We start from the raw sequence: 14,304 nt of genomic DNA, 5'->3' as shown, positions 1-14,304 counted from the left end.
AGAATTAGTGTTCTCAAATTTGAACACCACTGTAATTTTACGTATTAGTGTTCTCAAATTTGAACATAAAATTGAATCAACCAAGATAGTATGATATAATTTATTCAGAAATGAGGTGACCATAATGATTGAAAGAAAAGAATATCTAAATCAACTACTATCCTGGAAAGATCAAAATATTATAAAAGTCCTGACTGGTATTAGACGTTGCGGAAAAAGTACAATCTTAAAACTATATCAAGAATATTTATTAGAAAACGGTATTGATCAATCGCAAATTATCTCTATCAACTTTGAAGAACTCGAATACGAAGAGTTACAAGATTATAAAAAGCTCTACCAATATATCAAAGATAGACTGGCAAAAAATAAAATGATGTATATTTTTCTCGATGAAATACAAAACGTCCCTTCTTATGAAAAAGTTGTAGATAGCCTTCATGTAAAAGAAAATATAGATATCTATATCACAGGATCAAATTCATATATTTTTTCTGGTCAGCTAGCCACTTATTTAAGTGGTCGATACATAGAAATCCCCGTTCTTCCTTTGTCTTTTAAAGAAATTTATAGTCCTCAATCAAATAAAGAAGAGGCATTTCAGAAGTATATGAAAACAGGCGGTTTTCCTTATATTAATCAAATACAATTGGATAATGAACAGATTAATATGTATCTAGAAGGAATATATAATACCGTGATTGTAAAAGATATTGAAGAGAGAATTAATAGAAAAAACAATGGAAGTGATTCGAAGAATGTAACTGATGTTGCACTACTAAAAGCTATATCTAAATACTTATCAAGTGTTGTTGGAAGCCCTGTTTCCATACGTAGTATTACTAATTATTTTAAATCAAACGAAAGAAAAACTTCACCTAATACAATCAGCAATTATATTGAAGCATTGTGTGAGTCATATCTTTATTATCCTGTTGAAGTGATGGATATATCAGGCAAGGAAGTATTAAAATCAAACAAGAAGTATTATATTGTAGATTCAGGAATTCGCAATTATATTCTTCCAAAGCAATCTTATGATTTAGGATTCACAATTGAAAATATTGTATATCTAGAACTTCTAAGAAGAAGATATATTGTAAATATTGGACGAAGTGGGCATACAGAGGTTGATTTTATTGCGAAAAGAAATGATGTCTATACTTATATACAGGTTACTGCATCACTTGTGGATGAGAATACTTTTAACAGAGAGATTCGTCCTCTAAAACTAATCGAAGACAATTATGAGAAAATAATCCTTACTTTAGATAGATATACACTTGGAAATTATGATGGTATTAAGGTAATTAATATCATAGATTGGTTATTAGAAGAATAGGCTGCAGCGATTAGATTCGCTACAGCCTATTTTTTGCTATTTGAATTCTTCTATATACTTTCTCAAGAATGGAACTACTGTATATCCTCTATTTCTAATAAAGTCCACTGCTAATTGATCAAAGAGAAAATTCTTAAATACTTCATCAAAATCTCCTTCTAACATCATAATTTTTCGAATATGACAAGAATTGATGAGAGTAAACTTCATGGAATCCTTCTTACCAACATAATAGTATAGTTTCTTAGGCTCTTCTTCATCCTTCAAAATATAAATATGTTGGAATACATTGACTACATCACTCTTTAGACATGGATTCAAAACCATTCTAAAGTTGTTTCTACAATGCCCTACAAACTCTTTTCCTAAAGAAGTTGCTAAATTAATAAGTGGTGCATCACCTGCTTTAGTTGCTTTTCTAACTATTTCTTGGTATTGATAAGTATCTTTATTCAAACTTTTTAATACACCCTCTACTTCTTCTTTATACTTTGGTTGTGATTGCATAAAAGATTCCAATAAACGAACTAAATCACCCTTCGAGATTTCTTTTTCCTTCTTATAAGCGTCTAGTCTAAAGTAAAGTTCATCCAAGTCTGGCATAACCTTCATTAAACTGTCACTAATCAAAGCTTGATAGCCTTGAGTAGAAATCAACATTTCTGGTGTATAGACTGCATCGGTATTATTCTTAAAAATAGAATCATAGCTTTGATATACGTCCAATGAATCATCCTCAACCTTATAGAATTCCATGCTGCCATCAGGAAATACTGTCAATACCAAGTATATCCTTTCTTTCTTCCTAGTCTCCTTATTATAGACTAAATCCTGCATTACATATTCTACTGTTTTATCCCATTCCCATATATATGTAGACAAGCACTTATTTGCAACATCCATCTTTACTATAAGCTCAGTCAAAATCTTATCAACTACATTTTCATTAATATCAATTTCACTACTCTTGGTAATACAGTTTTCATAAGTAAAATGCTGAGTATTCAAATCGTTTGTATGTTGATCAGGTAAATTTTCTTTCTTATAGTAATCTTGATCATGAATCAAAACTACATTAAACAGTTTATCTTGACTAAAACTTACATTTTCAATACCCCTCTCTCTTAATTTAGAAACCATCATTGCAACCATCTTTTTTGATAATACATCTTCAACACGATCAATGACATTGATTCCTAAATCATTAAATAGTTTTTCTCTATGTTCTATAGAAATAGTATTTGAATATTTCTTTAAGATATCATCGTATTTCAGTTCTAAAGGAGTGAATTGAACATAATCCTTGAGTTTATTATCAACATCTTTAAAGAATTGATACAACATTCCTTTCTTTGAATTTTCAAAAGCTTGTAAGTCTTTTATATCCAAATCCAGTGCAATGTATTTATTCTTTCTTCCATATATCCCCCTTAACACATAACATTGATCATCACTTCTGTATGAATCAACCTCGCGAAATATATAACCTTCTCCAGACTTGTAATATCGAGATAATTTACGAATCTTTTTTAATACTTTTTCATTATTCGCATAACACTTCAACAATTTAGATAATAGATTATAGGATTCCCCATTGATATTCACAACGCATTCTTGTTTACTTGAATCTAAATCACTGATAGTCACACTATATGCTGTTATAACATCTTCTTTAAAAGAATTCTGATTAAAATAGAAGCATCTACCTAAGGTATTATTAAACTTCTCGGATAGGTCTATATTTGGAAACGTATTGATAAGTAATTGACATAAATCACCTGAACTCATACTTGTATGATTACTTAAATCTATTTCTTCCACAAATACTCCTTGGCCAAAGCTATTTATATGTGATTGAAACTCTTCTAAACGCACAGTTCCTTTTTCAACTAGAATATATGCAATTCCACCTGATTTATAAATTACAGATATAACTGGAGAGAATTTATCTCCAATCTTATCCATACTTGATTTTCTTACAGTACGTTCTTTCTCGTCATCTCCTTTGTGTTCTTGATAAACCTTATAAACATCATAATCACGAATAATATTGTTGTAGTGAAGATCTAATTTCACTTTGTTTGTCTTAATCATTTTTACAGTCCTCCAAACACATTCTTATTTTATTGATTGCTTCAGGATTAGCATGAAATCCATCGTTTTCTAATAAAGCTGGAATTTCAATAATTCTATTAGATTCTATGATTTTATCCATTTCATTCTCATCAAAAATATTAATTACAATAGCCTTTTTTCCATCTACTTCATCTAGCTTATTTAGAATCTTATTAGTGATTGTGTTTGCACCATAAGATGAATATCTCCAATGTTTGAAATCGATATAAACCTTCCCACGTTTAAAATCAAAACGTTCAAATTCTTCTATACTAAGTTCCTCTAAATCAATACCTAACTCCTTCTTAATTACAAAACGACCCACAAATTCACCAAGTCTTCCTTTATAAATATTTTGATAAAGTACTGGTGAGAGTATATAATCGTTTTCTTCAAAGCTAGTTGCATAACCATGTTTAATAAATTCTTCTCTTAAACCAGGATAATTCAACATTTTAGAAAGACGCGCATTTTCTTCACTTACTTCATGCAGATTACTGGCTAACCAATCCTGCTTATTTTTATTATTTTGAATTCGTGATATTACTTCTTCCTTTGTCTGATTGAAGAAAACATCTGTATATTCAAAATCATACATCCCCATGAAATAGTATTTATTAAGAGGCGCTTCTGAATGAATATAGTATTCTCTCACAATATCATTATCCAAGTTAGAACTTGTAGGACATTGAAGACATGTTTCACCTAATTCCTTATAGAGTTCTATTTGTTTCTCTGTCCAATCTCCTGATAAGAACTCATAGATATGAAACTTACCAACACTAGAAATACGACTCGCTTCATTCTCCACATAATCATATGTAGGAACACTTTCTTGTCTTTCTTTTGCATATTCAGCAAGTTTCATTGTTTCTGGAGAAAGAATTTCATTCTCTAATATTGTCGTATCAAAATTATCCACAATATCTCTTGTCACTAAGATATAAATCATCTTGTTCTTATTAAATGATCGAGACAAACGTCCTATAGCCTGAATGATTTGTTTTGTCTTAAATAAACGAATACTTCGACATCCTCTAAGTTCTTGTGTAGAACCTCTAAGCTTTGGTTCCTTTAATTTCTGATAAGCTGCCCCAATACATTTATTGAGTGTATGATGAGTGATTTCATTATTCTCATATAGATTTTCTAATTCAATGAGGAAATGAAGTAGGTTTTCTTCTTCAAATCCAGATTCTGTATCCATCAGATTTGTGACCACATTAGTGATATCACCTAAATACATTCCATCAAAATCCTTTTTCTTATTTCTTCCATCTTCTTCATTTGCGAAATCAGTGAGATTTATTGTATCTAATCCATCTGGTAACTCATATGCCATATTTTGTCCAGCACCAATAGTTGCATATGCAGAAATCACAAAGATTTTTTCTCCTTTAGATAAACGCTCCAATATACTCTTCTTATCTTCATCAAAAGATAAACCACTCTTTAATACTTCAACACTTACATTATTCTTATTAAAGCTACATTCTTTGTTAACTATACCAAATAAATCATCAAGCACACTTTTTCTAAACTGACCTTGGTCTTTTGGTAAGGCATTATTTAAACATAAGAACGATTTAATATCAGCATGTAGAATAAAGTATCTATAAGCTTGTGCCATTCTTAAATATCTTTGTATCTGATATTTATCCTTGATTCCCTCCTTAATAAATACTTTTGTTGCTTTTGATTGAATCTTAGGGTCTTCAAATACCAATTGAATCATATCTTTTGTACTTGCATCAGTACAATTGATTACTTCTGCAATCTTTACTTTGATTTCTTCAGAATCATATTTTTGATTTAATAAAGAATATGTCTCTGCTATTCTTTGACGATCCTCTTCTTCAAGAACATGAAAGTCATCCCCTAAATTCTCTTTTAGATATCTTAATGAATAATTAGACAAAACTGAATCAATATTACATGTAGCACTCAACCCAATAACAGTTGCCTTTTTCGCAAGCATCATCAATACATACTCAGCACTCTTAAACAAATTAATATAACTGAAAAATGTATTAAAGCTATTATCTTTACTGTTAGTGAATTCAAAAGAACGAATACCACGGTTGTAATAACCATTTGTTTTCTTAAAACGATTATCTGTTTTATCCACCTTTATAGCCGGCTGAATATTGATATCATTATCAAAATATAATATGTCAGACTTAGCTAACTTAAACGTATTATAAATAGAATGAATCGCTTCTTCATCTGTAATATAGTCTTCTTCATTAGCTTCTGAATTATGCTTATCTTTCAGATCTGAAGCTAATTTAATAATATATCGCTTTGTGGAGACCAAATAACCGCTCATATCTCGAATAACAGAAAATAAACTATAAGCATCATTTAGTTTACAAGGCAAATCATGTCGACTATTTTTAATTTCAATTGTCATTTGATTATAGTTTTTATCATAATATACATATGCATTCTTTCTAGACTTATCTTCAAAGTTTGCATGGAATGTTGAATCACTCATCAAGAAATTACGACTCTTAATCTCTGAGCAGAAATAAGGAAGCTCATCATGACAATTCAATCTAATTTCTAAAGCTCTCTTTCTAATTTGATCAAACTGTTTATCTCCTTCAGGTACTAGGTCCTGTAATCTTTTAGGTGCAATATCTTTCCAATTAATAAATGGATCAGTCATACGATGAACCATAGGAATCAATTCTACTGTTGACCTTAAACTACTCTCTATAATGATATTATTGATTTCATTTTTAGTTGCATCTACTTCATCAATAAAAAGAATACTGTTATCAATAATATTTGATTCTGAGAATCTATACTTCTTCACATAAATAGGATCTATAGAAGTAAAGAATCGTTTAACAGACATACAAATGATTTTATAATCCTCTACAAACATCACAGGATATAAATCTCTTAACCAACTATACTTAGACTTAATGATTCTTTTTCTTTCGTCTTTACTGAATTTCTTAAAGTTAGGAGTCAGTAATTTCTTTCTTATATCTTTTCTAAAAGCTGAATCCGCATTTAATAGCTTATCTTGAACCACTTTAAACAAATCCGCAGCGAGTGGTGCTTTATCCGAATGTTTTTGAATATATTCATATTGATATTGATAAGATTTAAGACAGTTCTTAAGGTTCTTATAAGAATCTATCTTCTTATATTCATCAGGAATGATAGTTTCATCAAAATGATGCAGAATATTATCTATGATGCTTTCTACACGTATTACGTGAGATTTGTAATCATCCCCCAATGCCTTTTCTAAATCTTTCATTGGTAAGTTGTTGAGATTATTAGTGATGAATATAAAGTGTTGATTAAATGTTTTATAGTTGTTCTTCATCAATTGTACTGCACTATAGGACTTTGCAGAACCTGTAGGAGTATTCACAAAATACAATCCATTACTTCTTTGATCAAATATTTTTTTTAGTAAATCTTTCATTTCTATCACCTCAAACTCATTGTAAGCCATTACATTTTATGAGAATATGAGTTTTTGATATTTTTTTCAGCCCGTAATTTCATTGTATTTATCATGTTTTTTTCTTAAAATATAGTTATATAGAGCCCATAACTAGCGAGGGCTCAGGAGGAAATAGAAAAATGGAAAACATCGAAGTTACATTTTACCTTGATCCAGTGGCTCATAAGAATCTACAAAAAGATAGAAAACTATTTCATATGAGCCCTAAAGAAACTATTCTAATAAAAAGGATCATAGTGAATCATTATCCAAAATATAATCAAGAGACAAAAGAATTACACGATAGGATCAAAGACTCATTTAAAGATCAAGCAAGTCAACCATTAATTGAAGATGCTGTCTGGCAAATAACAAAATATATAAGTGAGAACTCTATTGATAAATCTATTAGCACAAAGGAAAAACGAATTAAAGATAAGATACATTTCAGGGTGAATAATAACGAAAATCAATTAGAATGCGTTCTAGACGCTTGTCCAGTTAATGTATCTAGATCAGAGTTTATTGCAAATATTATCTATTCTTACTTAAATAATCCCCAGTATGAAAGAGAGAGAATAGTATTCAAAGAGGAATTAAAACAATTAGAAGATGCCATAAAAAATAATCAAGCTATAAAAATAAAATCTAAATATGACCGAACTCATAATAGTGATTTCCAAATCATTTATCCAAAAGAAGTATGTTTTTCTAATGAAGAGCTTTTTAATTATTTACTATACAAAAAAATAATTAAAGGAAAAGAATGTGCTAGATCAATCCACTTATACAACATTGATACCATATTTACACTTCCAGAAAATTGTACATTCAGTAAAGAGCTACTTAATCGCTTTAAGCGAATGAAACGTAATGGTGCCCAATTCACTATCAATCATAATACTGAATTTAAAATACAATTTACTGAGAAAGGACTAGAACGTTACAATACTCTCAATTATCTTGAGAAACCTGTCGCATTAGATAAAAGTAATGAGAAGACTAGAATATTTTATTTTGATTGTTCTGATATGCAATTTAGGAACTACTTTGCAAATTTCTATGATGAGATGGAAGTATTAGAGCCTAAAGAGATGAGAGAACACCTATTAAGATTAGGTCAACGCATGGTGGATAAATATTCAAAAGATATCTAATTTATAAGAATGCAGGAAAAACCTGCATTCTTATTTTGACCTCTTATGTGATTTTATAAAATTCTTCTTTTCCTCTTACTTCTACAACCTTGTATAATGCCCTGATTTTCTCAATAGTTTTATTTATTTCACTCTTATCCAGCTTCTTCACCGTCCTTAAATAACATCGTATTTTAGAAGCAGCAATCACGTCATTTCCATTATTAAACTCTATAAGCTTTTTCATATCATTATCTATCGGTTTTGTTTTATTTGGAGCAGTTTTCTTTAGAGGTTCACAAAAATAATCAGTTTGTCTTTTTAATAATTGTTTACGTGTTAATGATGGCTCTCTTAGTATGACTGGATATCCATTAGACTTTAAATCCCTAATCATTTCATAATAATCAATATCATTAGATACCAGTATGACCTGCTTAGGATTATATTTACCGAACATATAACCAATATACATAGAGATTCTATTATCTACAAAGTTAGTACCTGTATGCTTAGTTTCTACTATATTAATATCATACCCTTCTAACATATCCCGATATTCTTGTGCTGGTTTTGTAGTGACAAATCCACAAAACAAATAATAAACATACTCTTTGTCTAACAAGTCTGTAGGAATAGCTTGATAGTTTTCAAAATCAACTATAACTACAACCTTAAAATCCAATTTTTTCTCTATTATTTCTGAGTGTTTCTTATTATGTGAAATAGTACTTTTTTCATACAATGTATTCATGAGTTTATCTAGTAATTCAACCATAATCATCACCCTTTCTATGTCTATTCTATTACTTTTTCTAAAATAATGTTTAGACTTATGCTATGACAATGCCTAATTACAGGTGTTAAATTATTTTTTTAATCGTAAATATTCTATTGATTTTCTACTTAATCTAGCATACAATCATATACATCAATGGCACTCGGTGCGGAAGAAAACTCACGATTTATGTCGTGGGTTTTTTCTTTGTTTTAGAACTCAAAAAAGAGATAGCTTTCGCTATCTCTCAGACCAATATTAAGTATTATGATCTTTTCTTTCTCTTAAGTAACATAGCACCTGCTACTGTCATCATAGAGATCCAGCTTGCAATTGATGTTGCATCACCTGTCTTAGCTGGTTTCTTATCCTGAGTAGGATCTTTAGGTGTATCTTTTCCTGTTTCAGGATCTTTTGGAGTTTCCTTATCTACTTCATTAAGTCCAATCACATGTACAGTAAAGTCATGACTTGCAGTCTTTCCTTCTGCATCAGTTACAGTGATAGTAACGATGACATCTGTATCCTTCTTAGGAGTAGTTACTTTACCATCTAATGAGATAATACCTTCAGGACTTACCTTAGTCATAGTAATACTATAGCCTTCTGGTACTTCAGGAAGTACAAACTGTGTCTGTCCCTTAGCAACAACTGACTGTACTTTATTACCTGCAAGTAAATCATCTAGGATATCCTGTGATGATGGTTTAGCTGGAGTTACTTCTACCTTCTTGAAGTTTGCTTTTAGCGTAGTGTTTGTAGTTGCTTCAAATGTATATGGGTTAGAAGTACTTACTTCTTTTCCATTTTCATCTGTCCAGTTTACAAATTCATAACCTTTATTTGCCTTAGCTGTTACAGTCACATTTGAACCTTCTTCATAAATACCATCTTCTTTATCCATAGAGACAGTACCCATGTTCTGATCACTATCTACTACAACTGTATACTTCTTATTTTCAACAGTTACTTTTACAACTACTTTTAAGCCATCTGGGTTTACAACACCTTCTGGTAATGTAAGAGTACCTTCTAATACATATGTACCACATTCATTAGCCTTATAAGATGCTTTATTCCATGTTACGTCTACTTCTTCTGTTTCATTATTTTCTAATGTAATAGATACTTTGTTTGGTAAATTTAATGAATCAAATGAAGTACCTTTTACTACAGTAAGATCATCTAGCTTCTGGATATTTGTAATCTTTACATCTGCTTCTGCAGACTTTTCAAACTTCGCAATTAAAGCTGTATTACCATTAACCATGAATGTGTATTCTGCTTTATCAGATACTAGATCACCATTAGGACGATACCATCCCTTAAATACATAACCTCTATTAGGTGTTGCAGTAATAGTCACAGATTTACCTGCTTTAACTTCCTGACCACCACTTACTTTACCACCTTTTTCTGCTTCTACATAAACAGTATAAGTGTTATTAGTCACTTCTTTATTCGCAATATTGAATTCAGAGATAGCTACCCAGCCATCATTAGACTCAGAAGCAACAAACTTGAATCCATAAACATTCTGTTTATCAAAAGTAAATGTTTTTTCTGACTTGTTAGCATCAAATGTTTGATCTTTCGCAACTTCTACCCATTCACCATTCTTTTCAGTCTGGATATAAAGTGAAGCTTTAGTCACCTGACCACTGTTAGAATCCTGGCGTGGTGTGAATGATACCTGGTTGATTTCATAAGCTTTATCAAATGAAATTTCTGTCCAAATACTTCCATCAGCACCCTTACCTGTACCTGGGGCACCTGATGTAGTAGGAACCTTATCTTTTGTAGCTTGTGACCAGTCTGAATGCCAGATTGTAGAAGGCTTATTGTCAAATGCCATACCGATAATACCTTCATTCTGACCGCCGTGAGCTGTTGGTGTTTCTGATTCAGCTTTACCAGTCCAAGAAGCTTTATTATAAAGATCTACTTCTGGTGCTTTTTCAGTTACTACTACGTTATCAATTACTGCAGAAACTGTTTCTGTCTTAGAACCAATTCTTTCTAATGGTAAGGCGAATGTTGAATGAGTGATATTGTCTTTCTTCACCATATCATTGTGAATAAACTTACCTTTTGCATCACATACATATTCACCATTAACATAAAGACTTGTCTTCTGCTGAGCTGTAGTGATTGCGATATTGACTTTCTTACCTACTGGTAATTCATAATCAAAATAATAGTTATAAAGTTCTCTTGTGAATCCTAACTTACCATCTTCCATGATTCTAATATCATGTGTTCCATAGTCAGCATCTGATTCAAATAGGATATCTCCTGGTTTAGCAGGTTTGTTTAGTTTAATATCAAATGATAGCTTATTACCGTTACCAAGTTCTTTAATTGGAGAAGTGACATAACTTATACCATCTTTTAATACTAATGCATTATCCTTGATTTCAGTATTCTTTCCTTCTTTTAGGTCACGTTTGTTTTCAGAACTATCCTTTAAACCATTATTGAAATCATAGCTTTCATAGTTTTCACCCTTTTTATTTTCTTTGTAATAAGGGTTTGTATTAGGTCCTGTTCCCTTATCCTGAGCCACTATAGCAAGAGCATCTGCACTGCCTTTTTCCTTACCAGTCGCAGCCCATGTCTTTTCTGCATAGAATGGTAATGCATCAAAGAAACGCCAGTATAAATCAGATTCACTTAAACCTGATGCACTCTTATCGATGTTATCACTCCATAATGCGAATGCAGCGCCTAACATCTGATCATCACCAGCAGGAACATACTTATAAGAACCACCTCTAACTCTTACTTTATTTGCTTCAAACTGATTGAAGATTCTATTTACGTTTAATAAATCTCCATAGGCATTAGCACGTCCTTTGTTTCCATTTGGAACCATGTAACCAAAGTCATCAATTGTATTAATAAGCTTATAGCCCATATCATACATTTCAATACCATCTGCCCAGTCAGCTGACCAAAGGTTCATTTCTACATTATCAATAGCTTCTCTCTTAATCTGAGTCACTGGATTATCTTTGATCCAAGTTAAACCACCCCACATACGTACTGTATTTGTTTCTTTTAGGTGAGGAACTAAATCATTAACGAATCCACGATATGCTGTATAGTTTGATAAGAATTCATCTGCACCAATATGTACAGTTGTTTCTCCATCAAATACTGGATTAGCACCTTTTGTATAATCATCAAAGATTTCTTTGATCTTATCTTTTGTTTCTTTCTTAGAGACATCAAGATGGTCAATAAGTGGTCTGTTTCCATTTAAAGGTGATACTTTATTCTGAACCATTAATTCTGGCCATACTTTAGTAAATGAAGTTGCATGAGCAGGAACATCAATTTCAGGTACTACGTTCATACCAAGTGCTCTTTCACCCTGGATGAATTCTCTGAAGTCCTTCTTAGAGATAGAATAGTCTTTTGCAGTAGGTGTTTCACCTTTATCGTTAGATAATCCTGATTCTAGACGGAATGCTTCATAGGCTTTAAATGCTTCATTTTCCTTATCACCTTTACCATATTGTTCTAAGAAGATGTAGTTATCAGATAAATGAGCCTGGAAGTCATTCATCTTATAGTAACGCATTGTTCTTGCAACTTCCTTCATCATATCCAATGAAACTGGTTTACGTGCTACATCGAATAAGAATCCACGTGTCTTGAAACGAGGATAGTCACGCATTTTACCAATCTTATAGCCTTCATTGTCTTCTTTATACATCTGAAGGATTGTCTGCATACCATACATGTTACCTGTTGTATGAACAGAAGCAACATTGATACGGTCTTTCTGGATATCCATTGTATATCCTTCATCACCTAGAAGAGTATCTGGTGCTTTTAATTCAAAGTTGAATGCATTAGCCTGAGAGACACCTTTTTTCACTGTAAGGTTAATACCTGTGAAATCTTTATAATCACGTACAAATTCATCTACAACAGCTTTTAACTTATCATCTGTATAAGTCACTGTCTTTAATGCGTTAACAGAAATCTTTTCTGTTGAGTTTGAATGCCATTCCTGGATTTCTGGAATAACAGTAGGTTTAGTATTCTTATTTACAGACTGTTCATTTATACCTTTTACAACATAGTCAACATCTGCAGTCTTCTTTTCTTTTCCAGTTTCAGTTTCTGTAACTACATAAGAGACCTTTACATTCTTATCAACTAATGGATGAACAATCTTACCATCAGCACCAATGATCTGTTCAAGGTCTGCACCATTGATTCTTACAGTAAATCCTGCTGGTACAGCTGGCATATCTAATGTATTCACACTTGCTTCAATTGTCTTACTCTGAGATTCAATAGAAGAGACAACAGAGTTTAGAGTTGCTTTTTGTGCTGTTTGTTCATTAGAATAAACTTCCATTTCAGCAATACTTACGTTATTCCATGATGGTGCTTCAGCAACAAAGTTACAAAGCTTTAATTCTTTTGCTTCAATAGGTTCATCGAACTTAACAACAACTTCGTTATTATAACCGTCACCCTTTTTTGTATTAGTAAAGCTCTTTGCAAGTTTTTCTACACCATCTTTATCTTTGTATTTAATATCAAAGCTTTTTACGTTAGATGGCGTTGGTGCTACATCTCTTTCATAGAAATGAATCTTAAGTTCCTTAACGAGAGTAAGTCTAGCAAATTTAGTATTTAACCAGATCTTAGTTGTTGGAGTTTCATAATCACTTGCCCAGCGGTTTTCTGTGCTTCCATCTTTTACTTTATCTGGACTGAGTGTATTAGTTTCACTACTTGAAGCAGTGACTGTAGCGTTTGCCATATGGTTCTTATTAGACGTAGCATCTGCCTTTTCTACAATCTTACTATAGACTTCAATTTCATTGATTCCGACATTCTTCCAGTTGATTGTACCTCCATCTGCAGAAAGTACAGTTACCTTTACTTTAGTGGCTTGATGATCTTTATCTAACTGAATGATTTCATTCTGTTTTGCCTTAGTAGTCTTTTTATAAACTTCTACATATTTCCCGTTTTCTTCTAATTCTACTTTGTAGCCTAGAATATTCTGTGCATCATCTGTTCTTTCAAAATTGATATTAATCTGACGTACTGTCTTTTCTCCACCTAGATTAATTTCAATCCATTCATTTTCTGCCTTATTCTGTGCAGTTCCCCAGCGAGTCTTCATATCACCATCTACTGCTTTGCTTGGTGATGTAGAATCTACTTCATAACTACTTGCATTAACAGTACATCCTCTAGCAAGATTTAAGTTTTCTACAGCATAGACTGGTCTTACATCAACAAATGCGGCATTCGCAATCATGACAGTAGCAACTAATCCAATAACACCTTGTTTCTTGTTCATTATCCCTTTTCCTTTCTTTTCTATATAGGACCAACAAAAAAAGACCAACGTACCCCTCTTAAAAAGAAGGTTTACTCTGGTCTTGCCTAATTCAATAGTAACAATCCTATACGTTTTTCATACAGTGAA

Annotated in this window: 6 protein-coding genes; 2 read left to right on the top strand and 4 right to left on the bottom strand. The window is 31.6% G+C overall.

Annotated elements, in window-relative coordinates:
- Positions 1 to 124 precede the first annotated feature (124 nt).
- On the top strand, positions 125 to 1,342 hold the full coding sequence (locus H8909_RS03065) for an ATP-binding protein (RefSeq protein WP_187011783.1): 1,218 nt from the start codon (positions 125 to 127) through the stop codon (positions 1,340 to 1,342).
- Positions 1,343 to 1,378: 36 nt separating this feature from the next.
- Here H8909_RS03065 and H8909_RS03060 read toward each other — a convergent pair whose 3' ends face one another.
- Positions 1,379 to 3,436: a hypothetical protein gene (locus H8909_RS03060; protein ID WP_187011782.1), complete on the bottom strand. Its 2,058-nt coding sequence runs from the start codon at positions 3,434 to 3,436 to the stop codon at positions 1,379 to 1,381.
- On the bottom strand, positions 3,429 to 6,905 hold the full coding sequence (locus H8909_RS03055; RefSeq protein WP_187011781.1) for a hypothetical protein: 3,477 nt from the start codon (positions 6,903 to 6,905) through the stop codon (positions 3,429 to 3,431). Before H8909_RS03055 ends, H8909_RS03060 begins: the two co-directional genes overlap by 8 nt.
- Positions 6,906 to 7,066: 161 nt before the next feature.
- Between H8909_RS03055 and H8909_RS03050 the strand changes: the two genes are divergently transcribed.
- Positions 7,067 to 8,083 carry a WYL domain-containing protein gene (locus H8909_RS03050; protein WP_187011780.1) on the top strand — a complete coding sequence of 339 codons (1,017 nt, stop codon included), beginning with the start codon at positions 7,067 to 7,069 and terminating at the stop codon, positions 8,081 to 8,083.
- Positions 8,084 to 8,126: 43 nt separating this feature from the next.
- Here H8909_RS03050 and H8909_RS03045 read toward each other — a convergent pair whose 3' ends face one another.
- Positions 8,127 to 8,840, bottom strand: a complete 714-nt coding sequence (locus H8909_RS03045; RefSeq protein WP_187011779.1) for a PIN domain-containing protein — start codon at positions 8,838 to 8,840, stop codon at positions 8,127 to 8,129.
- Positions 8,841 to 9,105: 265 nt separating this feature from the next.
- Entirely contained in the window at positions 9,106 to 14,175 is a 5,070-nt protein-coding gene (locus tag H8909_RS03040; RefSeq protein ID WP_187011778.1) for a discoidin domain-containing protein, read from the bottom strand.
- Positions 14,176 to 14,304 lie beyond the last annotated feature (129 nt).

Source organism: Catenibacterium faecis (assembly GCF_014306455.1).
Lineage (GTDB): Bacteria > Bacillota_I > Bacilli_A > Erysipelotrichales > Coprobacillaceae > Catenibacterium > Catenibacterium mitsuoka_A.
This window is presented reverse-complemented; position numbering and strand designations above follow the sequence as displayed.

Coding starts and splice junctions, on each gene's coding strand:
- H8909_RS03065 (WP_187011783.1), top strand. CDS start 125: ATGATTGAAAGAAAAGAATATCTAAATCAACTACTATCCTGGAAAGAT.
- H8909_RS03060 (WP_187011782.1), bottom strand. CDS start 3,436: ATGATTAAGACAAACAAAGTGAAATTAGATCTTCACTACAACAATATT.
- H8909_RS03055 (WP_187011781.1), bottom strand. CDS start 6,905: ATGAAAGATTTACTAAAAAAAATATTTGATCAAAGAAGTAATGGATTG.
- H8909_RS03050 (WP_187011780.1), top strand. CDS start 7,067: ATGGAAAACATCGAAGTTACATTTTACCTTGATCCAGTGGCTCATAAG.
- H8909_RS03045 (WP_187011779.1), bottom strand. CDS start 8,840: ATGGTTGAATTACTAGATAAACTCATGAATACATTGTATGAAAAAAGT.
- H8909_RS03040 (WP_187011778.1), bottom strand. CDS start 14,175: ATGAACAAGAAACAAGGTGTTATTGGATTAGTTGCTACTGTCATGATT.